The 20,437-nt window shown below is 68.4% G+C and carries 20 protein-coding genes; 8 read left to right on the forward strand and 12 right to left on the reverse strand.

Translation table 11 applies throughout. The features are described 5' to 3' along the window. Window positions 1-100: 100 nt before the first annotated feature. Both D1793_RS05370 and D1793_RS05375 read right to left on the reverse strand, forming a co-directional pair. Window positions 101-469, reverse strand: coding sequence for a DUF6164 family protein (locus tag D1793_RS05370; RefSeq protein WP_119021233.1), 369 nt, complete (start codon window positions 467-469; stop codon window positions 101-103). 22 nt (window positions 470-491) lie between these two features. Then, window positions 492-1,079, reverse strand: a complete 588-nt coding sequence (locus tag D1793_RS05375) for a peptidylprolyl isomerase (protein WP_346426391.1) — start codon at window positions 1,077-1,079, stop codon at window positions 492-494. Between the two features lie 265 nt (window positions 1,080-1,344). Between D1793_RS05375 and D1793_RS05380 the strand changes: the two genes are divergently transcribed. The 8 genes from D1793_RS05380 (at window position 1,345) to D1793_RS05415 (ending at window position 10,258) form a co-directional block, all read left to right on the forward strand. Further along, a complete protein-coding gene (locus tag D1793_RS05380; RefSeq protein ID WP_119021234.1) occupies window positions 1,345-3,336 on the forward strand; it encodes a heme lyase CcmF/NrfE family subunit in 1,992 nt (663 codons plus the stop codon). Next, entirely contained in the window at window positions 3,333-3,911 is a 579-nt protein-coding gene (locus D1793_RS05385) for a DsbE family thiol:disulfide interchange protein (protein WP_119021235.1), read from the forward strand. The genes D1793_RS05380 and D1793_RS05385 overlap by 4 nt, the downstream gene beginning before the upstream one ends. Continuing rightward, the gene (locus D1793_RS05390; protein ID WP_119021236.1) at window positions 3,908-4,381 is read left to right on the forward strand and encodes a cytochrome c-type biogenesis protein; all 474 of its coding nucleotides are present in this window, start codon (window positions 3,908-3,910) and stop codon (window positions 4,379-4,381) included. The genes D1793_RS05385 and D1793_RS05390 overlap by 4 nt, the downstream gene beginning before the upstream one ends. Before the next feature lie 18 nt (window positions 4,382-4,399). Continuing rightward, window positions 4,400-5,278 carry a c-type cytochrome biogenesis protein CcmI gene (gene ccmI, locus D1793_RS05395; protein WP_119021237.1) on the forward strand — a complete coding sequence of 293 codons (879 nt, stop codon included), beginning with the start codon at window positions 4,400-4,402 and terminating at the stop codon, window positions 5,276-5,278. Window positions 5,279-5,304: 26 nt separating this feature from the next. Further along, entirely contained in the window at window positions 5,305-6,072 is a 768-nt protein-coding gene (locus D1793_RS05400) for a cyclic nucleotide-binding domain-containing protein (RefSeq protein WP_119021238.1), read from the forward strand. 169 nt (window positions 6,073-6,241) lie between these two features. Continuing rightward, complete coding sequence (locus D1793_RS05405) at window positions 6,242-7,861, forward strand: nitrite reductase (protein ID WP_205527632.1); 1,620 nt, start codon at window positions 6,242-6,244, stop codon at window positions 7,859-7,861. Between the two features lie 166 nt (window positions 7,862-8,027). Continuing rightward, window positions 8,028-9,695 (forward strand): NapC/NirT family cytochrome c, encoded by a 1,668-nt coding sequence (locus tag D1793_RS05410; RefSeq protein ID WP_240407780.1) that lies wholly within the window; start codon window positions 8,028-8,030, stop codon window positions 9,693-9,695. An 11-nt stretch (window positions 9,696-9,706) separates the two neighbouring features. Then, window positions 9,707-10,258, forward strand: coding sequence for a hypothetical protein (locus tag D1793_RS05415; protein WP_119021239.1), 552 nt, complete (start codon window positions 9,707-9,709; stop codon window positions 10,256-10,258). 90 nt (window positions 10,259-10,348) lie between these two features. On the opposite strand, the gene D1793_RS05420 is transcribed toward D1793_RS05415, so the two are convergent. The 10 genes from D1793_RS05420 to D1793_RS05465 all read right to left on the reverse strand — a co-directional run bounded on the left by D1793_RS05420 (window position 10,349) and on the right by D1793_RS05465 (window position 20,384). Continuing rightward, window positions 10,349-10,894, reverse strand: a complete 546-nt coding sequence (locus D1793_RS05420) for a hypothetical protein (protein ID WP_162899921.1) — start codon at window positions 10,892-10,894, stop codon at window positions 10,349-10,351. Window positions 10,895-10,980: 86 nt separating this feature from the next. After that, the gene (locus D1793_RS05425; RefSeq protein ID WP_119021240.1) at window positions 10,981-11,349 is read right to left on the reverse strand and encodes a c-type cytochrome; all 369 of its coding nucleotides are present in this window, start codon (window positions 11,347-11,349) and stop codon (window positions 10,981-10,983) included. Between the two features lie 24 nt (window positions 11,350-11,373). Next, the gene (locus D1793_RS05430) at window positions 11,374-11,949 is read right to left on the reverse strand and encodes a nitrous oxide reductase accessory protein NosL (RefSeq protein WP_119021241.1); all 576 of its coding nucleotides are present in this window, start codon (window positions 11,947-11,949) and stop codon (window positions 11,374-11,376) included. Between the two features lie 29 nt (window positions 11,950-11,978). Further along, on the reverse strand, window positions 11,979-12,803 hold the full coding sequence (locus D1793_RS05435; protein ID WP_119021242.1) for an ABC transporter permease: 825 nt from the start codon (window positions 12,801-12,803) through the stop codon (window positions 11,979-11,981). Beyond that, complete coding sequence (locus D1793_RS05440) at window positions 12,800-13,732, reverse strand: ABC transporter ATP-binding protein (protein ID WP_119021243.1); 933 nt, start codon at window positions 13,730-13,732, stop codon at window positions 12,800-12,802. The genes D1793_RS05435 and D1793_RS05440 overlap by 4 nt, the downstream gene beginning before the upstream one ends. Further along, window positions 13,729-15,039, reverse strand: coding sequence for a nitrous oxide reductase family maturation protein NosD (locus D1793_RS05445; RefSeq protein ID WP_240407781.1), 1,311 nt, complete (start codon window positions 15,037-15,039; stop codon window positions 13,729-13,731). The genes D1793_RS05440 and D1793_RS05445 overlap by 4 nt, the downstream gene beginning before the upstream one ends. A gap of 53 nt (window positions 15,040-15,092) precedes the next feature. After that, on the reverse strand, window positions 15,093-16,988 hold the full coding sequence (gene nosZ / locus D1793_RS05450; RefSeq protein ID WP_119021244.1) for a TAT-dependent nitrous-oxide reductase: 1,896 nt from the start codon (window positions 16,986-16,988) through the stop codon (window positions 15,093-15,095). Between the two features lie 3 nt (window positions 16,989-16,991). Beyond that, a complete protein-coding gene (locus D1793_RS05455; RefSeq protein WP_119021245.1) occupies window positions 16,992-19,136 on the reverse strand; it encodes a NosR/NirI family protein in 2,145 nt (714 codons plus the stop codon). A gap of 284 nt (window positions 19,137-19,420) precedes the next feature. Next, window positions 19,421-19,732 (reverse strand): c-type cytochrome, encoded by a 312-nt coding sequence (locus D1793_RS05460; RefSeq protein WP_240407782.1) that lies wholly within the window; start codon window positions 19,730-19,732, stop codon window positions 19,421-19,423. Window positions 19,733-19,904: 172 nt separating this feature from the next. After that, window positions 19,905-20,384 carry an Rrf2 family transcriptional regulator gene (locus tag D1793_RS05465; protein ID WP_119021247.1) on the reverse strand — a complete coding sequence of 160 codons (480 nt, stop codon included), beginning with the start codon at window positions 20,382-20,384 and terminating at the stop codon, window positions 19,905-19,907. Window positions 20,385-20,437 lie beyond the last annotated feature (53 nt).

Consider the following 20,437-nt stretch of genomic DNA (forward strand, 5'->3'; position numbering starts at 1 on the left):
TGCTTCCCGGCCCCCGCCCGTCACAGCGACGCCCCCGCAGGCCTGGCCTGCGGGGGCGTCGTCGTTTGCATGGTTTGGCGTGTTGCCAGGCGTTGGCCGATCAGCCAGAGATCAGCCAGAGGAAGGGCAGCAGGGTGAGGGCCAGGATCCCCGCCACCGCCATGGCCACCAGCAGCATGCGGATGGGGTGGTGGCGCAGGCGCGTCCACAGGGTCGGCGCCTCGCCGCGTTCGGCCAGGTCGTCACGCTCCTGGCGAACCCGCTCGGTGAGCCCCGCCTGGTAGGCGTCGAGGGCCTCCCGGGCCGCCTCATACTGGCCCTCGTCGCGCAGCCAGATGGCCGCCACGCCGAGCCCCCAGAAGCCGGCTCGGGTCTCGTAGGTGTCGAAGCCGCGCGCCTCGAGCAGCGCCCGCACCTCCTCGGCCTCGGCGTCGGGCACGTTGCCCAGCCGGAACAGCAGTCTTGCCACGATGCTCTCCTGTCGGGCCGGCTCAGGGCAGTTCGGCGCGCTCGATCACCACGGGCTCGTGGGGCACGTCCTGGAAGGGGCCGCGGCTGCCGGTGGGCACGCGGCGGATAGCGTCGACTACCTCCATGCCCTCCACCACCTGGCCGAACACCGCATAGCCCCAGGTCTGGCCCGACTGCGGGCTGACGTGATCCAGGAAGCCGTTGTCGCCCACGTTGATGAAGAACTGGGCGGTGGCGGAGTGGGGGTCACCGGTGCGTGCCATGGCCAGGGTGCCACGGCGGTTCTTCAGGCCGTTGTCGGCCTCGTTGGTGATCGGGTCGCGGGTCGCCTTCTGGCGCATCTCCTCGTCGAAGCCGCCGCCCTGGATCATGAAGCCGTCGATCACCCGGTGGAAGATGGTGCCGTCGTAGTGGCCCTCCTGCACATAGGTGAGGAAGTTGTTGACGCTCTCCGGGGCCTCGGCCTGGAACAGCTCGATGCCGATGGCACCGTGGCTGGTGTGCAGGATGACATCGGGGGTGGCCTCCTCGGCCTGGGCCGTGTGGAAGGCGAGGCCGAGGGGCAGGGCGGCGGCAAGCAGCAGGGCGGAAATCAGCGGACGTTTCACGGGGCGGGTCACCATGGTTGTGAAAATCAGGGTTCCCAGCATAAGGCCCCGTCGAGGCCCTGTCAGCGTCCGTCTTTCACCTGCGTTGAGGCAGCGTCCGGCAATGTTTGACATGGGTCACAGCCCCGCCCGAAAAGAGGTATCGAGTATGGATCTTATGGAGGGATTCCCCGACCATTCCCTGCATGGGGGTCGGCGCCAGCCGCCGGCCCGGTGAATCCAGGCCCGGTCGGCCGGGCCTCAGCGGTGTCGGGAGGGGCAGCAGATGGTGGCAGAACTCGGTAACTTTGCGCTGATCCTGGCGCTCTGCCTGGCGCTGATCCAGAGCGTGCTGCCGCTGGTGGGCGCCCAGATCGGCAGCCTGCGGCTGATGCGCACGGGGGGCTTCCTGGCCAGCGGCCAGTTCGTGTTCCTGGCGATCGCCTATGGGGTCCTCACCTGGGCCTTCCTGGCCAGCGACTTCAGCGTGCGCTACGTGGCCAGCCACTCGGCGCTGAGCCAGCCGCTGATGTACAAGATCACCGCGGTGTGGGGCGGCCACGAGGGGTCGCTGCTGCTGTGGGTGCTGATCCTCGGCGCCTGGGGCGTGGCGGTGGCGCGCTTCAGCCGCGCGCTGCCCCGGGAGATGCTGGCCCGGGTGCTGGCGGTGATGGGCATGATCTCAGTGGCCTTCATCGCCTTCACGGTCTTCACCTCCAACCCCTTCGACCGCATCGTGCCCGGCCCCCTGGACGGCCGCGGCATGAACCCGCTGCTCCAGGATCCGGGCATGATCCTGCACCCGCCGCTACTCTACATGGGCTACGTGGGCACCGCGGTGGTCTTCGCCCTGGCCATGGCGGCGCTGATGGGCGGCCGCCTGGACGCCGCCTGGGCGCGCTGGTCGCGGCCCTGGACCACGGTGGCCTGGGTGTTCCTCACCCTGGGGATCGCCATGGGCTCCTGGTGGGCCTACTACGAGCTGGGCTGGGGCGGCTGGTGGTTCTGGGACCCGGTGGAGAACGCCTCCTTCCTGCCCTGGCTCACCGCCACTGCCCTGCTGCACTCCCTGGCGGTCACCGAGAAGCGCGGCGGCTTCAAGGTCTGGACCCTGATGCTGGCGATCATCACCTTCGCGCTGGTCGTGCTGGCGGCCTTCATCGTGCGCTCCGGGGTGATCACCTCGGTGCATGCCTTCGCCACCGACCCGGACCGCGGCGTCTTCCTGCTCGCCATGCTGGCGGCGACCCTGCTCGGCTCGCTGACCCTCTACGCCTGGCGGGCGCCCCGGGTCGGCCTGGGCGGCGGCTTCCACTGGCTCTCCCGGGAGTCGCTGCTGCTGGCCAACAACGTGCTGCTCACCGTGGCCTTCGCGGCGGTCTTCATCGGCACCCTCTACCCGCTGGTGCTCGACGCCTTCGGCCTGGGCAAGATCTCGGTGGGCCCCCCCTATTTCGATACCGTCTTCGCGCCGCTGATGCTGCCGCTGCTGCTGCTGGTGGGCCTCGGCCCCACGGTGATGTGGAAGCAGGCCAGCCCCGCCGAGGTGGTGCGCCAGCTGCGCTGGGTGCTGCTGGCAAGCGTCGTGGCCGGCGGCCTGTGGCCCCTCACCCTGGGCGCCTGGCGCCCGCTCACCGCCCTGTCGCTGATGCTGGGCAGCTGGATCATCCTCACCGCGATGCTCGATATCCGCAAGCGCCTCGCCGGCCGCCAGCCCCTGGCCACGCGCGTCCGCCGGGTGCTGCGCCCGAGCTTCCTGGGCATGCACCTGGCCCACGTGGGCCTGGCGCTGGTGGTGGTCGCCATCGCCATGGTCAACACCTACGAGGTGGAGCGCGACGTACGCATGCAGCCGGGCGAGACCACCACGGCGGCGGGCTTCGCGTTCACCCTGCTGCGCATGGAGGAGGTGCGCGGGCCCAACTATGACGCCGACCAGGCGGTGGTCTCGGTGACCCGCGACGGCCGCCCGGTGGCCACCCTGCTGCCCCAGCGCCGCTACTACGACACCCAGCCCGAGAACCCCATGCACCAGGCCTCGCTGCACCGCGCGGCAACCCGCGATGTCTATGTCTCCCTGGGCGAGCGGCTGGTGGGGGACGCCTGGAGCTTCCGGCTCTACTACAAGCCCTATATGGCCTGGATGTGGAGCGGTGCCATTCTGCTCGCCCTGGGCGGCCTGCTGGCGGCCTGTGACAAGCGCTATCGGCTGGCCCGGCGCCGCGAGCGCGAGGCGTCGGCCACGCCGGGCATCGGCCGGGAGGTGACCGCCTCATGAAGCTCAAGCTGCTGATTCCGTTGGTGTCGGTGATGGCCCTGCTCGGCCTGCTGCTGCTCGGCCTGGGGCTCAACTCCCGGGACCTGCCCTCGCCCCTGGTGGGCAAGCCGGCGCCGGCCTTCACCCTGGAGGCCCTGGAGGATCCCGAGACGATCCTGACGGAGCAGGACTTCATCGGCGAGGTGGCGCTGGTCAACGTCTGGGCCACCTGGTGCAGCACCTGCCGCGCCGAGAAGCCGCTGCTGATGGAGCTCGCCCGCGGCGGCATCCCCATCCACGCCTTCAACTACCGGGACGAGCGCGACGCCGCGCTGCGCTACCTGGAGATGACCGACAGCCCCTACCGCACCATCGCCTATGACCCCGCGGGGGATGCCGGCATCGACTGGGGGGTCTACGCCACCCCCGAGACCTATGTGCTCGATGCCGAGGGCATCATCCGCTACAAGCGCATCGGCCCGCTCAGCCGCCAGCTGCTCCTCGACGAGGTGCTGCCCCTGATTGAAAAACTGAGAGCCGAGAAGCTGAGAGCCGAACAGCGCCGGGCAGCCGAACCGGCGGGGAGGACGTCATGAACCGCTGGCTGGCGGGCCTGCTGATGCTGCTGGCGCTGGCGGTCGCGCCCGGCATCGCCCTGGCCGCGGCCATCGGCGAGCCGCTTACCTTCGACAGCGAGGCCCAGCGCCAGCAGTACGAGGCGCTGACCCGGGAGTTGCGCTGCACGGTGTGCCAGAGCGAGACGATCCACGAGTCCAACGCCGAGCTCGCCGCCGACATGCGCCGGCGGGTCTACCAGATGACCCGGGACGGCATGTCCGCCGACGCCATCGTCGACTTCATGGTGGCCCGCTACGGCGACTATGTCCGCTACCGGCCGCCGCTGCAGGCCAATACGGCGCTGCTCTGGGCCAGCCCCTTCCTGCTCTTCGGCGGCGGCCTGCTGATCTGGTGGCAGGTGATGCGCCGGCGCAGCCGCCTCGATGATGAACCCCTCTTCACCGACCAGGAGCGTGCGGCGCTGGAGCGCCTGCGCCGTGGCGACTGACCCCGGAGGTCCGACGAGATGAATGGCGTCTTCCTGCTGCTGGCCCTGGGCCTCTGCCTGCTGGCCCTGGCCTTTGTGCTGATACCGCTGCTGCGTGAACCCCGCGCGACCGGCCCCGATCGCCGCGAGGTGCTGCTGGCGGTGCACCGCGACCGCGTCGCCGAGCTCGACCAGGACCTGGCGGCCGGCACCCTGACCGCCGAGCGCCACGCCCGCGCCCTGGCCGACCTGGAGCGCGAGCTGCTCGACAGCGGCGTGCTGGAGGCCGATGCCGGCGCCGGCGGCGAGGGCCGCGGCCAGCGCCGCCTGGCCCAGGTCGCCGCCGTGGCCAGCATGGCGCTGCTGCCCTTCCTGGCCATCGGCACCTACCTCTCGGTGGGCTACAGCGAGGAGGTGTTCGCCGCCCGCGCTCCGGCCGGCCAGGCGATGCCGCCCGAGCGGGTCGAGCCCAGCGACGAGGAGATGACCCGCGAGTTCACCCGGCTGGTGGAGGGGCTGCAGGTACGCCTGGCCCAAGACCCGGCCGACCTCCAGGGCTGGGTGCTGCTGGGCCGGACGCTGACCTTCCTCGACGAGTTCGAGGCCGCCGGCCGCGCCTTCGGCGAGGCGTTGCGCCAAGGTGGCGACCGCGACCCCGAGGTGCTGGTGCGCTACGCCGATGTGCTGGCCGAGCTCCAGGGGGGGCTGGCGGGCGAGCCGGCGGTGCTGATCGAGCAGGCGCTGGCCATCGACCCCGAGCACGCCCAGGGGCTGTGGCTGGCCGGCACCCGCGCCTACCAGGACGAGGCCTTCGACGAGGCCCGCGCCTACTGGGAGCGCCTGCTGGCGGTGCTGCCCGCGGAGTCGGCTGAGGCCGAGGTGATTCGCGGCAACCTGGCGGAGCTGACGCTGCGCTAGCCCGGGAAAGGGTCAAGGAGGCCAAGATGACAGTCCGCTTCACCCGAGAGACCCTGCGCACCCTGCATCAGGTGCCGCTGTTCACCGGCCTCACCGAGGAGACCCTGGCGCTGCTGGCGCGGGGTGCCCATGAGCGCTGCTGCCCCCGCGGCACCCGGCTGTTCGCCCAGGGCGAGCCCGCCGATCGCTTCTACGTGGTGCTCGACGGCTGGGTGAAGCTCTACCGCGACAGCCCCGATGGCAGCGAGTGCATGGTGGGGCTCTTCACCCGCGGCGACTCCTTCGCCGAGGCGGCGATGTTCGACCGCCAGGGCTTCCCGGTAAACGCCGGCGTGGCCGAGGACGCTCGGCTGCTGGTCTTTCCGGCCGAGCCCTTCCTGGACACCCTGCACGAGCACCACGGCCTGACGCTCAACCTGCTGGCCAACCTGACCGGCATGCTGCGGGCGCTGGTGCTGCAGCTCGACCAGCTCACCAACCAGTCGACCCACCAGCGGCTGGCGGCCTTCCTGCTCTCGCTATGCCCCCACGATGCCCCCCGCGCCACCGTCAGCCTGCCCTGCGACAAGATGCTGATCGCCGCTCGCCTGGGCATGAAGCCGGAGAGCTTCTCCCGGGCCATGGCGCGCCTGCGGGCCTTCGGCGTACGCTGCGAGCGCAATGCCGTCCATCTGGATGACCTGCCGGCGCTGTGTGCCTTCGCCCGCGGCGGCGACTCACACCCCCTTCCCGTCTGCCCCGGCCTCAACGGCAGCCGGGGGCTGGACGCCGTTTCGTCACGACCCATGACATAAGTCAACGCTCCGGTTTGCCACTTGACCACTGTCAAGTGAGCAAAGAAGTAAAGCTGCTACTACTTATGGGCAGGTGGAGGGTGTCTCCCCGGGTTGTCGAATCGCCGACCCGGGCCACGCGAGGCTCTCTCCAGACCCTACCCCACGGGGAAACAGAGCGAGGCACGTTATGCACAAGAAAGCACTGAGCAAGGGGATCTTCGCCCTCAGCTTCCCGCTGGCCGCCATGATGGCGGGCGGCGCGCAGGCGGCGGCACCGGAGATGACCGCAGAGGAGATGGACCGCGCCAGCGATATCTACTTCCAGCGCTGTGCCGGCTGTCACGGCACCCTGCGCGCTGGCGCGACCGGCCCCGGGCTCTTGCCCGAGAGCACCATCGAGATGGGCCAGCGCCGCCTGGAGAGCATCATCACCTTCGGCACCGAAGGCGGGATGAACAACTTCGACGGCATTCTGGACGAGGAGGAGATCACCCTGATCTCCAAGTACATCCAGCAGACCCCGGAAGAGCCGCCGGAGATGTCCCTGGCCGACATCCGTGAGACCTGGACCATCGTGGTCCCCGAGGAGGAGTGGCCGGATTCGCCCCAGCACGATCGCAACTGGGAAAACTTCATGGTCACCATCCTGCGTGACCGCGGCGCCATGGGCATCATCGACGGCGACACCAAGGAGCTGGTCACCGAGGCCGAGACCGGCTACGCCGTGCACGTGGCCAAGTCGAGCTCCGACGGCCGCTTCTGGTACGTCCAGGGCCGCGACGGTCGCCTCTCCAAGATCGACCTGTGGATGGATCCGCCCCAGGTGACCGCCGAGGTGTTCATCGGCATCGACGCCCGCGACGTGGCCGTCTCCCACTACGGCGAGTGGGCCGACAAGTACGTCATCGGCGGCGGCTACTGGCCCCCCCACTTCGTGATCGCCGACGCCCACACCATGGAGCCGCTGAAGGTGGTCTCCACCCGGGGCTACGACACCGAGGGCAACTACGTCCACGAGGCCCGCGTGGCGGCGCTCTATGACACGCCCCATGCGCCCACCTTCCTGGTCAACGTCAAGGAGACCGGACAGGTCTGGCAGGTCGACTACAGCGATATCGACAACCTGCGCATCGACCACATTGCCTCCGCCGAGTACCTCCACGACGGCTTCTTCGACTCCACCGGCCGCTACTTCATGATCGCGGCCAACTTCAGCAACAAGATGGCCTTCATCGACACCGTGGAGCGCAAACTCGTCAGCCTGCTCAACACCGGGCAGATCCCGCACCCGGGGCCGGGCGCCAACTGGATCGATCCCGAGTGCGGCCCGGTGGCCGGCACCACCCACCTGGGTCAGGGTCTGATGACCTTCTGGGGCACCGATCCCGAAGGGCATCCGGATCATGCCTGGGAGATCTGCGGCACCGTCGAGACCGACGGCCCCGGCCTGTTCGTGCGCAGCCACCCGAACTCCCCGCACGTCTGGATCGATCAGGCGATGCACCCGGAGGCCGACGTCAACCAGTGGGTCATGGTCATGGACAAGGAGACCCGCGAGCTGACCCCGATCCACGTCGCCGACCGTCCCGCCGAGCATGACGCCGTGGCGGTGCACATGGAGTACGACCAGTCCGGTACCGAGGTGTGGGTTTCCATCTGGGCCCGCGGCCGCGGCCACCAGGATGACGGCGCCATCGTGATCTACGACGACAAGACCCTGGAAGAGAAGGCCCGGGTCGAGAACCTGAACACGCCGACCGGCAAGTTCAACGTCTACAACCGTCTCAAGAAGTACGAGCGCGGCTAGGCCGCCCCGCCGGAGCGCCCCCGGGCGCTCCGGCTCCTTTTCCAGCCATTCTCGCCTTCCCGGACGCAGGGCACCGGAGTGGCTGGGCAAGGGGCCGGACACCATAACGAAAGCAAGGCATCTCGAGAGCAGGCATCTGCTGTCATGACATTTTCGGGAGACTGACATGCTGAGGGAGCGACTGCGCAACTGGCGCAAGATCACGATCATGGGGGCGTCGCTGGGGGCCGTGGCGCTCTTCTTCGTCGCCGGTATCCTCTTCTGGGGTGGCTTCAACACGGCGATGGAAGCCACCAACAACATGAAGTTCTGCAGCTCCGCCTGCCACGAGATGAGCTGGGTCTACGAGGAGTACCAGGACCGCCCCCACTACCACAACAAGTCGGGCGTGGGGGCCACCTGCTCCGACTGTCACGTGCCCGACGCCTGGGGGCCCAAGATGATCCGCAAGATCGAGGCCAGCCGCGAGGTGTGGCACTGGATGCTGGGGACCGTCAACACCAAGGAGAAGTTCGACGGCAAGCGGCTGCAGCTGGCCGAGAACGTCTGGCGCTCCATGCTGCGCACCGACTCCCGCGAATGCCGCAACTGCCACGACTGGTCCGCCATGGACCTGGAGCAGCAGCCGGCCCGCGCCGCCCGTGAGCACGCCCGTGCCTTCGAGCAGGGCCAGACCTGCATCGAGTGCCATCAGGGCATCGCCCACGAGCTGCCCGAGGCCTGGGACGAGTCCGAGGTGTGGGCCGCCCGCTTCGAGCACGACGAGCCGGCGACCGATCTGGCCGAGCGCGGCGAGCCGGCGATGCCGCTGGAGGCCGAGGAGCTGGGCGACGCCGTGGCCGCCGAGGGCGATATCGCCTCCGGTCTGGCCTGGGACGAGGTGCCGGTCCTCGACGTGACCCTCTTCATGCCGGGGCAGGCCTCCATCGAGTGGATCCAGGACGGCAGCTCCCACGGCGGCGGGCGCGCCTTCAGCTTCGGCGACCGCTGCATCTGGTGCCACGCCGGCGAGGAGGCGCAGATCGGCGCCCTGGCCACCAGCGCCGAGAAGATCGAGACCTATGACCTGGGCGACAAGCGCGGCCATATCCCGATGACCGTGCAGACCGCCTTCGATGACGACTACCTCTACATGCGCTTCCAGTGGGAAGACGCCGAGCATGCGCCGCTGCCCTTCGTCGATGGCGGCATGATGGACCCGGAGAACGAGATCAAGCTGACCGTCAGCTTCGCCGATGACCGCGTCGACATGGCCGACCGCGGCGGCTGCTGGGCGAGCTGCCACCACGACTCCACCTACATGCCGGATGCCCCCGACCAGGAGGCCCTGGCGCAGAGCGAACTGGCCGAGCGCCTGGCGCTGATGGACGGCGTGACCAAGTACCTCTCCGAGAGCCGGACCGAGATCGAGGTGCGCGGCCGTCGCGGCGCCGCCCGCGGCGGCTGGGACAAGCTCAAGGAGGGCGAGGAGATCGACGAGCTGTTCGCAGGCGGGGTCTACCTGGACATGGCGCGCTTCAAGAGCGGCAGCGAGCGCACCGAGTCCGGCTATATCCTCGAGCAGCGCCACTTCGACGAGAGCGAGGCGGTGGTGTTCAGCGCCAGCAAGGAGGACGGTGTCTGGACCGCCTACATGACCCGCGCCCTGCGCACCGGTCAGCAGGGCGACAAGCCGCTCTCCCTGGACGGCAAGTACAACATCAACTTCGCGCTTCACGATGACCATGCGTCCTCCCGCTTCCACCACGTCTCCTGGCAGCACGGCCTGATGTTCGGCGCCGACGAGGTGGACGAGGAGCTGGTCGAGATCAACGCCACGCGCATCGAGCGCTGAGAGGAGGTGGAATGAGTCAAGCGACGCAACGTCGCGGCTGGATCGGCGCCCTGGCGCCGGCCCTGCTGCTGGTCGCCGGGGCGGCTCTGGCCGCTCCGACCATTACCGGTTACGGCAGCGCCGAGTTCGGCATGTCCCCCGACGAGGTGCGCGAGCGCCTGGCCGCGGACGGCGTGACCGACGTCACCGAGGAGCAGACCGCCGACGGCGACCTGCTGATCGACGGCCGCCTGGGCGGCACTCCGGCGGTGGAGACCGATCTGCGCTACGTCTTCCCCGCGGGCAGCGAGCAGCTGGCGCTGGTGGTCGCCTTCCATCCCGAGGTGGCCGACCAGGCCGCGGTGAAGGAGCGGCTGACGGCCGAGTACGGCCAGCCCTGGGAAGAGGAGATGGCCGAGTGGTGGCTGGAGCAGCTCGCCGAGGGCATGCCGGCTACCCCGCTGGGCTTCTCCGCCTGGGGCGGCGACGAGCAGCAGCGCGACCGTTTCGTGCGGCTGTGGACCTTCGAGGAGTACCTGACCGTGGAGTATCTGGACAATCGGCGGCTCTCCGGTCGCCAGTAGTGGCCCCCACCCTCCTGTTGCACCCTGGGCCGCCCTCCGGAGCGGCCCTCTGCATGAGGAGCCGCGGGTCGCGGGCTGGCCATCCTCCCGTCAGTCGTCGCCTCGGCACAGTCGCTCGGCGCGGGCCATGGCCTCGGCGGCACCCTCCAGGGAGAACACCATGAACCAGGGGTCGTCCTCGCCGCGCATCAGGCGCAGTCGCAGGGTCTCGCCGCGCCGCATCTCCTCCAGCAGCAGTGGCTGCTCCTCGAGCAGGAACTGCACGTAGAAACCGCTGTCGCCGCGCTCGGTGATGAACTCCGCCTCGCCGCCGTGGATCGTCTCGTGGTCCACCCGCAGGTCGGCGGGCACGCGGTTGACCACCCGGCTCTCCGGCTGGCGCTCGCCCAGGTCCACGCGCAGCTCAAGCCAGGGCCTGTCGCAGGCCCCCGGGGTGAGGTTGACGCTGAATAGGGAGTCGCTGTAGCTGCCGACCTCCAGGGCGCGATAGTGGCGCTCCTCGCCCAGTGTCAGGGTCAGCGACTGCCACTGGCCATGGGCCTCGGCATCGACGGTGTTGTAGATGGCGGCGCTGGCGGTGGCGGCGGTCAACAAGGTGGCCAGCAGCAGGGCGGCGGGCAGGATGGGCGTGGGCATCGGCGGGCTCCTCGGGGCGAGGCCATGATGGTAGCACCCCTGCGCGCGGTGGTTGATGCCGGCGCGGTGCCCGGCTGCCTGCGCCCCTACTCCAGGGTGGCGAAGTGGGCGGCGAGGTCGGCGATATCCTGGTCGCTCAGGTCACGGGTCATGCGCTTGAGCAGGTGGCCGCGCTCGCCGGCCTTGAGCGCCTGCATGCGGGCCGTGAACACCTCGGGCTCGAGGCCGGCGATGCTGGGAAAGCGGGAGATGTTGCTGCGGCCATCGCGGCCGTGGCAGCTGGTGCAAAGCGCTGCCAGTTCGGCGCCGCGGCTGGCAGCGCCATCCGCCGCGGCGGCCTCCGGGTCGGCGGGCTTGCCTCCGGCCAGGAGGATCGCCGGGTGGCCGGCCAGGGCGATGGCGATCAGGGCAAGGAACATGACGGCGACGCGATGGGGGGCGGGGGTCGCAGACATGGAGGGATCCTCCTGTGGTGGGGGTCAGTGCCCGTGCATGTGGCCTCCGGCCCCAGTCTCGCCATGGTGGCCGCCGGGCTGCATCACGGCGTCGCGGCGGCCCAGCTCGGTCAGCAGCTCCAGGTCGATCTCCTCGAAGGTGAGGATGCGACCGCCGTAGGTCTCCTGGAAGGCCTCGGCCAGGCGGGCCTCGGCAAAGGGCGCCAGGGTGTGGCCCATGGCGCCGCGGCGCTCGTGTTCCACCACATAGTAGGCTTCGCTTGCCAGGATAAAGGCATCATCCGACGGGGTGGTCCAGGGTGTCACGCCCACGTCATGCACCCAGGCATGGCTCAGGCGGGTCTCGTTCTCGGGCTGCAGCAGGAAGGCGAAGAGGTCGGTGGTGGAGCAGAACTTGCGGGCGGACGCATCGCGATTCAGGTAGGCCTGTCCCTTGGGGCCCGGCAGCTCCTGGATCAGCATGCCGCAGACGTGGCAGCTGTCGCCATCGGTGATGGGCTGGGGAGCCGCCAGCTCGGTATCGCCGTTGCCGCCGCAGGCGGTCAGCAGCAGCGACAGGGCCAGGGGCAGGGTGTATCCGGCGAGGCTAGCAGGTGTCATGGCATGGGTTCCGGTAAGGGGGTAAGGAGTCAGGCCGAGTGGTGGCGGAAGCGCAGGATGGCAAGTCCCAGCGGCACCAGGGTCCAGCCGACCAGCACCAGGGCCAGCCAGCCGCACTGGAAGGCGCTCTCGCTGGCGATGGCGGTCACGCCGGTGAAGGCCTGGGCGGAGTCGAAGCCGACCATGTTGATCAGGCGGAAGCCATCGGTGGGATTGAGCAGCAGCAGCCAGGGCAGCCAGTCGCCGCCGCCCTGCACGCTGACCAGCAGGGCGAGCAGGCCCAGGTCGAAGACCAGCACGAACAGGAACCAGACGCCCAAGGCCAGCCCGGCGGCTCGTGCCTTCTCGGACACCCAGACGCTGATCAGGTAGGCGAAGGCGATGAAGACCCAGCCCAGCAGCACGCTGCTGGCGATCAGCACGCCCATGCTGATGGTCAGCTGCACGAGGTCGACGCCATCGGCGAACAGCGCGATCACCACGCCGGCGACCCCGAAGCCCAGCGCGGTGGCGGCGCCCAGGATCAGGCCGTGGCCGAGGAACTTGCCGAGCAGCAGCGACGTGCGGCTCAGCGGGTAGGTCAGCAGCAGCAGCAGGGTGCCGGCCTCCTGTTCGCCGACGATGGCGTCATAGGCCAGCAGCAGGGCGATGAGCGGGATCAGGAAGACGGCGAGGGTCGAGAGGCTGACCACGGTGGTCGACAGCGTGGTGAAGCCCATGCCGCCGCTGGCGGCGGCCCCGAACCAGGCGATACCCACGGCGAGGGCGGCCAGGATCAGGGCGATGGCCAGCACCCAGCGATTGCGCAGGCCGTCGAGGAACTCCTTGTGGGCCACGGTCAGGGTCGCGTTCATCGGAGGCCTCCGGTGGCATGGGGGGGTGGGGCGGAGAAATGCGCATAGAGGTGCTCGAGGGTCGGCGGCAGCAGCTCGATGTCCTCGACCCCCGGGGCATCGGCCAGGCGCCGGAGCACCGCCATCTTGGCGCCGGGGTGGACCTGGAGCTCGAGGGCATGGCCGTTGAGGTGGCGGGGTGTCACGCGGCCCGCTTCCCAGCCTTGCGACCAGTCGGTGCCGGGCCAGCTGCCGCGGGCGCGCACCGTCAGCGGCAGTGCCGCCTCCCGACGCAGCTCGTCGAGGCTGCCCAGCGCCAGGCGCCGGCCACCGCCGAGGATCAGGGCGCGGTCGATATAGGGCTCCACGCCGGGCAGCACATGGGAAGAGAGCAGCACCGTGCAGCCACGCTCGCGCAGCTCCCGCACCGTCTCGTAGAAGTCGCGGGTGGCCGCGGGGTCGAGCCCGGTGGTGGGCTCGTCGAGCAGCAGCAGCTGCGGCTCGCCGAGCAGGGCCTGGGCCAGGCCGAGGCGCTGGCGCATGCCCTTGGAGTAGGTCTTGACCCGCCGGTCGGCCGCCTCGGCGAGGCCGACCCGCTCGAGCAGCTCGCCTACCTGGCGGGACTCGATGCGCTTGAGACGGGCGAAGTAGGCCAGCACCTCGCGGCCGGTGAGCTGTTCGTAGAAGCTGACGTTCTCCGGCAGGTAGCCCAGACGCCGGCGCAGGGTCTCTGCGTGGGGGCCGTCCGGGGCGCCACCCAGCACCGACAGGGTGCCCGCGCTGGGCGAGATCAGCCCCAGGATCAGCTTCATGGTGGTGGTCTTGCCGGCGCCGTTGTGGCCGAGCAGGGCGAGCACCTCGCCCTCCTGCACCTGCAGGTCAAGCTCGGCGAGGCGCGTGAGTGTGCCGTGGCGCTTGGTCAGGCCGTGACATTCGATCACCGGGTTCATGGCAGCAGGCCTCCTGTGTCGGGCTCGCGCATCAGCGGCGCGCTGTCGCGCACGCCCTGGGCGCGGAAGATGGGGAACTGGCGCTGGACCCAGCGCAGGGCCACCACCGCGGGGCTGCTCATCAGCAGACGGGCGTCGGGGTAGCGCCACAGCAGCCGGTCGACGGCGTCGTTGGGCTCATAGGCAGTATCGCCGATGCCGTCACCGGCGAGGTCCCAGCCCAGGTAGTCGCTCCAGTAGTTGCCTTGGCCGTCCACCGACCACTCCTGGCTGCGCGTCGAGACGTACATCACCTGCTGGCGGTTGTTGACGAAGGCGTTGTGATAGAGGCGGTTGTTCTCGGAGCCAGCGGTGAGGTGGATGCCGAGTTCGCTGTCTGCCAGGCGGTTGTGGTGGATCTCGTTGGCCTGGGAGTTGTAGATGAACAGCGCCTTGCCCTCGGCCCCGAGGGTGACGCCGTGCTCGTCACCGCCGGCGGCGCCGTGCCAGGCGGTGATGCCGCGGATGTCGTTGCCGGCCACCACGCTGTAGTTCACGTAGTTCATCAGGATGCCGTAGTTGTGGTCGTTCTCGGAGCGGTTGCCGCGCACCTCGAGGTCGCGGGACATCATCAGGGCGTAGCCGGCCCGGGTGCCGCTGGTGTGGTTGTCGATGATCCTTGCGCCATGGGTGAACATGTAGTGGATCCCGAAGCGTGAATCGCGCAGGCGGTTGCCGCGAAACTCCAGGTCTCGACTGGTATCCACGTAGATCGCATCGCGGGAGTCGCGGATGTCGTTGTCGGCAATCAGGCCGCCGTCGATGTTGTAGAGGCGAATGGCATCGCCGCGGTCCTGGGAGCGGATCTCGCTGCGGCCGCGGATACGGTTGCCGATGAGGGTCGGGGCTTCCAGGTGCCAGAGCCAGACACCGAAGGCCACGTTCTCCATTGCGGTGTCCTGGATATGAATTCGATGTGCGCCGCGTTCGCCGTGAACGCCCGCGTTCATGTCGGTCAGGTTGAAACCCGAGTTGCGCAGGGTCAGCCCCTCGATGCGCACATCGGGAGCGGTGACGCGAATCACGTCGCCTTCGCCCTCGGCGTCGAGGATGGCGCCGGCGTCACCGCGCAGGGTAAGCGGCTTGTCGATCAGGATACCGCCGCGATGGACGCCTGGGTTCAGCCACACGGTGCTCCCCGGCGCGGCGGCGTCGATCTGGGGCTGGAGCGGGGCATCGCCAGGGTCGATGCGTACCTCGCCGACGGCGAGAGACGTCATCACCAGCAGGGCGAAGCCAGCCACCCAGGCAGGAAGTATGCGCAGCAAGATGGTCACCTCTGGTGGTGGCAGAGGCCGGCCCCGAAGGGCCGGCCGTGAGTTTACGCAGGCTCCACCAGCATCCGCCCCGACATCTCCATGTGGAGGGCGTGGCAGAACCAGCTGCAGTAGTACCAGTGCACGCCGGGCCTGTCGGCGATGAAGGTGGCCGACGAGGTCTGCTGCGGGTGGATCTCGAAGTTGATGCCGTGGTTGACCATGGCGAAGCCGTGGCTTACGTCGGCGATGTTGTCGAGGTTGGTGACCACCACCGTGACCTCGTCGCCCTGCTTGACCCGGAACTCGGTGAGGCCGAAGTTGGGGGCCACCGAGGTCATGTAGACCCGCACCTTGTTGCCGTCGCGAATCACCGTGTTGGCGGTCTCCAGATCGACGCCATCGGCGCGGGCCATGGCCACGGTCTCGGCGAAGTAGGGGTCGTCTCTGGTGTAGATCTGCGACGGATTGAGCTGATCGGCGCGGATCATCAGGGCGTCGTGGGGCTCGGCATAGGTCGGACCGTCGTGGATCAGCGTCATCTGCTGGCCGGAGATGTCGATCAGCTGGTCGTTCTCGGCGTGCATCGGGCCTACCGGCAGGAAGCGGTCCTTGGAGAACTTGCTCAGCGCGGCCAGGTACTTGCCGTCGACGTCGCGGCTGCAGGCCAGCGAGGCCTTGATGTGGCCAATGTTGTAGTGCACATCGATACGGTCACGGATGTAGTTGACCTCGTCGCCGTTATAGGCGCGGATGGCATCCTCCACGTTCCACTTCACCACCTGGCTGTCGAGGAACAGCGAGGTGTAGGCGTTGCCGCGGTTGTCGAAGGTGGTGTGCAGCGGACCCAGGCCCACTTCCGGCTCGGCCACCACGGTGTCACGCGGATCGTCCAGGCTGCCATCGAACCAGGCGTCGACCCGTGACCACTCGATCACGGTGCAGGTCGGCGACAGCTTGCCGCTGACCACGCAGTACTTGCCTTCCGGAGGCATGGTGTTGACGCCGTGTGGGCTGCGCGGGGTCGGTACGTAGAGGGCGAAGGGGTTGCGGCCGCTGTGTGCCTGCTCGCGGGCATCGACCACCGGGACGGCGGAGTCGCCGACGGTGGTGGACTCGCCGTTGGCGATCGCTTGCTCGATGGCCGGCACGTTGAAGATCACCGTCCAGTCGCGCTCCGGGCCCATCATCTCCGGCAGGGTCATGCCGCGGCTGGAGTTGTAGCAGGAGGCGGCCACGTACTTCTCTGAGTAGTCGGTGTCGCAGTTGTCGAGGTTGCCGTCGACGATGGCCTGCCACTTGATCTCCATGGTGTCGGCGTCGAGACAGGTCATCATGGTCCAGTATTCGGACGGATCGTCCATGTGCTGAACGTTGTTGCCCAGCGGGATGATCATCTCGCCGGCGGCGTAGACCCGCTCGGTCCTGGGCACCCGCTGCAGGGTCAGGCCGTGGATGGACTGAACGTTGGGAATGGTGACGATCTTGTCGGCGCGCATGATGTCGAGGCGGATCCGCGCCACCCGGGTGTTCAGCTTGTCGTTGATGAAGCAGTAGCGGCCATCGTAGCGGGCGTCGGTGTAGCTCACCTTGGGGTGGTGGGTATCGCCGTTGAGCGGGGCATTCTCGCCCAGCACACGCTTGGACTCGTTGGTGATCCCCCAGCCGGTGGCGCTGTCGACGTTGAAGACCGGGATACGCAGCAGCTCCCGCATGGAGGGAATACCGAGAATACGCACCTCACCGGAATGGCCGCCGCTCCAGAAGCCGTAGTACTCATCGAGCTCACCCGGACCGACGTGGTGCTCGTTGTTGGCTGCCGCCTCGGCCGGTCGGCTGCCCATCATGGCGCCGGCGCCGAAGCCCCCGGCGAGACTGGCACCGGCCACGCCGGTGATCGCGCTGTTGCGCAGGAAGTGCCGGCGGCTGAGGTCCTTGATGTGGTCGTTCTTGTCGCTCATGGTTCACTCCTCCTGAAGAGTGGGAATGCGCTGCAATTTGGCCCCGCTGCCCTGCGCAGCATCGGCCGGGAAGATGTCGACGCCACCCGCCCTTGACGAGGCCCTGGTGGCCTTCTCGAAGCGCTTGCGGCGCTTGACCATCGGCGGACAGCGGCGGTCGTCGTGATAGGTCACCTGGCAGTCCAGGCAGTAGTGGCATTCGTTGGCATTGATGCGGCCGTCGGGGTGGATGGCGGCCACTTCACACTCGTTGGCGCAGATCTGGCAGGGGGTGCCGCAGCTGCCGCGATGGCGCTTGAGCCAGTCGAACAGGCGCAGCCGGGCGGGAATCGCCAGTCCCGCCCCCAGCGGGCAGAGATAGCGGCAGTAGGCCTTGTGGGTGAAGGCGGAGACGGCGAGCAGGCCCAGGGCATAGAGCAGGAAGGCCCACTCGCGCTGGAAGCGCATGGTGACGGCGGTCTTGAAGGGTTCCACCTCGGCATAGCGCTCGGCCTGCCCCAGGGAGTGCAGCGAGACGGCGAACAGGCCCAGCAGGACGATGTACTTGATGGCCCACAGCCGCTCGTGCAGGGCGAAGGGGACCTCGAACTGGGGCACCCTGAGCCGGCGGGCGGCCTTGTTGATCAGGTCCTGCATGGCGCCGAAGGGGCACAGCCAGCCGCAGAAGACGCCGCGTCCCCACAGCAGCAGCGTCACCGCCACGAACGACCAGAGGATGAACATCATCGGGTCGATCAGGAACGACTCCCAGCTGAAGTTACCCATCAGCGAGTGGACGAAGGTCAGGATATTGACCACCGAGAGCTGGGCCAGGGAGTACCAGCCGATGAAGGTCACGGTATAGACCAGGAAGCCGATGCGCAGCGGCTCGAGAATGCGCGGATGGCGTGCCAGCACGTCCTGGAACAGCATGATGGCGGTGAGAACGGTCAGGCCGAGGCCAAGGATCACGATCTGGAAGGTGCGGTCGCGCCACACCTGTACCCACAGTGCCTCCTCGACGGGCGGTTCGAAGCGTTCGACATAGGCTTCCGGAATGCTGTAGTGGGCATTGAAGCGAACGAACTCGGTATCCAGGGCGCCGGTCGCCCGGCGTACCAGCAGGCCCAGCTCCCAGGGCTCGCCGGGATCGAACTGGGCCTCCTCGCGAATGATGAAGATATCGCGCTCGGTCAGCGCCGGGGCGCCCTCGATGCCGAGCCGCACGATGCGGCGGTGGTCGCTGTCGTGGAAGGTGATGGCGGTATTGCCCTGGCCCGCCTCGATGCGATCGAAGATGCCGCCGCGCACATAGCCCGAGCCCTTGAAGGAGTAGTCGCCGCGGGCCATCACCCCGATGGCGTGCTCGCCCTCGTCGAGGCGCTCCATGAGCTGGTCATAGACCACGTCGCCGAGCAGGTTGCGGCCGGCCGTCGGGGCGTTCAGGTAGGTCAGGTAGAGATCGATGAAGGTGCTCTCGGGCGCCGCACTGCTGGCGTATGCCTCGGCGGGCGTGCCGGCGAAGGCCTCGTTGACCTGGCCATGGGTCAGGTGAAGCCGGCGAAGGGTGCCGTCACCCACCAGGGTCTCCCAGTCGGCCGGCTCGAACACCTCCTGGCGTACCCTGGCCGGCGGAGTGGCCAGGGGGTCGTCGATCAGGCCCTGCTCGGCGGCGACCCGGCGTGCTGCGCGCATGATCGTCTCGGTCAGCACGATCACGGTGACGGTGGCGCCCGAGATGGCGTCCAGGTTCTCGCCGACCCGCAGGCGCTCGCTGACGTGATGGGGGATGTGGGCATCGGCGTAGTCGATGAGGCGCTGCTCGGGAATCCCCACCAGCATGATCGGTTCCTCGTGACCGAGGATGGTGGCCTGGGTGAGCCGGCCCTCCAGGTCGATGCCTACCAGCATGTTGATCGGCTTGCCGGAATAGGCCGGGATCGGTGCGATATCGTCCGTCTCGAAGACGAAGCCCAGCAGGGTGTCGCCGGCATGGACCGCCCTGGCGGGATGCTCCCCCTTGACCTCGGACAGGCGGGTGGCGTCCGGGAAGCCGGGTGTGATCTGCTCGAGCTCGATGGCCTGGGCCGACAGGGAGCCCAGCAGCAGAAGCAGGCCGAGGAGCCAGCTAAGGGCGTGGGATGCAGGGGGGGAGCGCCGTTTCGACATGGGGCAGTCCTTGGAAGCCGGGAGCTCGTCCTGGGACGAGGTCATCAACAGGTATTAAAAATGCATCTTTTGGTTCTTTGAAAAGCCCGACAACAGGGATGTGGTCGGGCTGATGGGCTCATCATGGCAGCTGGCGCGGTCATGTGACTTGACGTGGGTCAGGTTCGATTCCGACCGTCGGGAAGCGGCTCAGGCGGGCCCCCATGCGAAGCGCCCCCGGCAGCCTGGCTGCCGGGGGCGCTGTGTTCTCGCTGGTCAGGGCTCTTGCCGCTGGAGAAGGGGGCTCAGAGCACCGGTTCGAGCATGAAGTCCACCGCGGCCTTCACCTCCTCGTCGCTGAGGTTGGTGAAGCCGCCGCGGGCCGGCATGGCCTGGAAGCCGTTGATGGAGTGGTCATAGAGGGTCTCCATGCCCTGCTCCAGGCGCGGGGCCCAGGCGGCCTCGTCGCCCTTGATGGGCGCGCCGGCGGCACCGGTCATGTGGCAGGCCATGCAGGCCTGGTTGTAGATCGCCTCGCCGTCGGGCTCGGCCTGGACGGCGGCCGAGAGGGCCAGGGCGGCGACGCCGGTCAGGGTGAGGGTAGCCAGTCGCTTCATTAACATGTCTCCAGAATGCATCTTAAGGCGGTGAAAAAATCGGATGGCGCCGACGCCTCCGATGTCTGGGCCCATGATGGCGCAGGGTCCCATGGGCAGCCATGACCCATGTCATGGCAGAACGCACTTTGAAGCATCGCCGACGCCGCCCGGCAGCGCAAGCCGGCGGCCGTCAGGAGGCCAGCGGCGGGGTGCTTCCGGCCTTGCTGCCGGTCAGCGGCTCGATTTTCAGCAGCTCGACCAGCTGCGGCTGCTGGGGGCCCAGCATGTCGGCCAGGGTGTACTTGTCGAGGACAGCGAGAAAGGCGCGCAGCGCCTCGGCCAGGATCGGCTTGAGCCGGCAGGCCGGGGTGATCTTGCACTCGTTGCTGTCGCCGAAGCACTCCACCAGTTCCAGGTCATTCTCGGTATCGCGCACCAGCCTGCCCAGGCGGATCTCCTCGGGGGCCTTCTTGAGCAGCAGGCCGCCGTTCTTGCCGCGAATGGCGGTGATATAGCCCTTGTGGCTCAGGTCCTGGACCACCTTCATCAGGTGGTTGCGGGAGACATCGAAGCTGGTGGCGATCTCATGGATCGTGGATCGCTCCTCCCCCTTCGCCGCCAGGTAGATCAGCACGCGAATGGAGTAGTCGGTAAAGCGGGTCAGGTGCATACGAGGGCTGCCACCTCTCTGCTTGATATTAGTCAAACTTGATAAGATAAGGC

Source organism: Halomonas sp. JS92-SW72, from assembly GCF_003547075.1.
GTDB classification, from domain to species: domain Bacteria; phylum Pseudomonadota; class Gammaproteobacteria; order Pseudomonadales; family Halomonadaceae; genus Halomonas; species Halomonas alkalicola.

Bases quoted from the DNA above. Each gene is read 5' to 3' on its own strand.
- D1793_RS05380 (WP_119021234.1), top strand. From the start codon at position 1,345: ATGGTGGCAGAACTCGGTAACTTTGCGCTGATCCTGGCGCTCTGCCTG.
- D1793_RS05385 (WP_119021235.1), top strand. From the start codon at position 3,333: ATGAAGCTCAAGCTGCTGATTCCGTTGGTGTCGGTGATGGCCCTGCTC.
- D1793_RS05390 (WP_119021236.1), top strand. From the start codon at position 3,908: ATGAACCGCTGGCTGGCGGGCCTGCTGATGCTGCTGGCGCTGGCGGTC.
- ccmI (WP_119021237.1), top strand. From the start codon at position 4,400: ATGAATGGCGTCTTCCTGCTGCTGGCCCTGGGCCTCTGCCTGCTGGCC.
- D1793_RS05400 (WP_119021238.1), top strand. From the start codon at position 5,305: ATGACAGTCCGCTTCACCCGAGAGACCCTGCGCACCCTGCATCAGGTG.
- D1793_RS05405 (WP_205527632.1), top strand. From the start codon at position 6,242: ATGCACAAGAAAGCACTGAGCAAGGGGATCTTCGCCCTCAGCTTCCCG.
- D1793_RS05410 (WP_240407780.1), top strand. From the start codon at position 8,028: ATGCTGAGGGAGCGACTGCGCAACTGGCGCAAGATCACGATCATGGGG.
- D1793_RS05415 (WP_119021239.1), top strand. From the start codon at position 9,707: ATGAGTCAAGCGACGCAACGTCGCGGCTGGATCGGCGCCCTGGCGCCG.
- D1793_RS05420 (WP_162899921.1), bottom strand. From the start codon at position 10,894: ATGCCCACGCCCATCCTGCCCGCCGCCCTGCTGCTGGCCACCTTGTTG.
- D1793_RS05425 (WP_119021240.1), bottom strand. From the start codon at position 11,349: ATGTCTGCGACCCCCGCCCCCCATCGCGTCGCCGTCATGTTCCTTGCC.
- D1793_RS05430 (WP_119021241.1), bottom strand. From the start codon at position 11,949: ATGACACCTGCTAGCCTCGCCGGATACACCCTGCCCCTGGCCCTGTCG.
- D1793_RS05435 (WP_119021242.1), bottom strand. From the start codon at position 12,803: ATGAACGCGACCCTGACCGTGGCCCACAAGGAGTTCCTCGACGGCCTG.
- D1793_RS05440 (WP_119021243.1), bottom strand. From the start codon at position 13,732: ATGAACCCGGTGATCGAATGTCACGGCCTGACCAAGCGCCACGGCACA.
- nosZ (WP_119021244.1), bottom strand. From the start codon at position 16,988: ATGAGCGACAAGAACGACCACATCAAGGACCTCAGCCGCCGGCACTTC.
- D1793_RS05455 (WP_119021245.1), bottom strand. From the start codon at position 19,136: ATGTCGAAACGGCGCTCCCCCCCTGCATCCCACGCCCTTAGCTGGCTC.
- D1793_RS05460 (WP_240407782.1), bottom strand. From the start codon at position 19,732: ATGAAGCGACTGGCTACCCTCACCCTGACCGGCGTCGCCGCCCTGGCC.
- D1793_RS05465 (WP_119021247.1), bottom strand. From the start codon at position 20,384: ATGCACCTGACCCGCTTTACCGACTACTCCATTCGCGTGCTGATCTAC.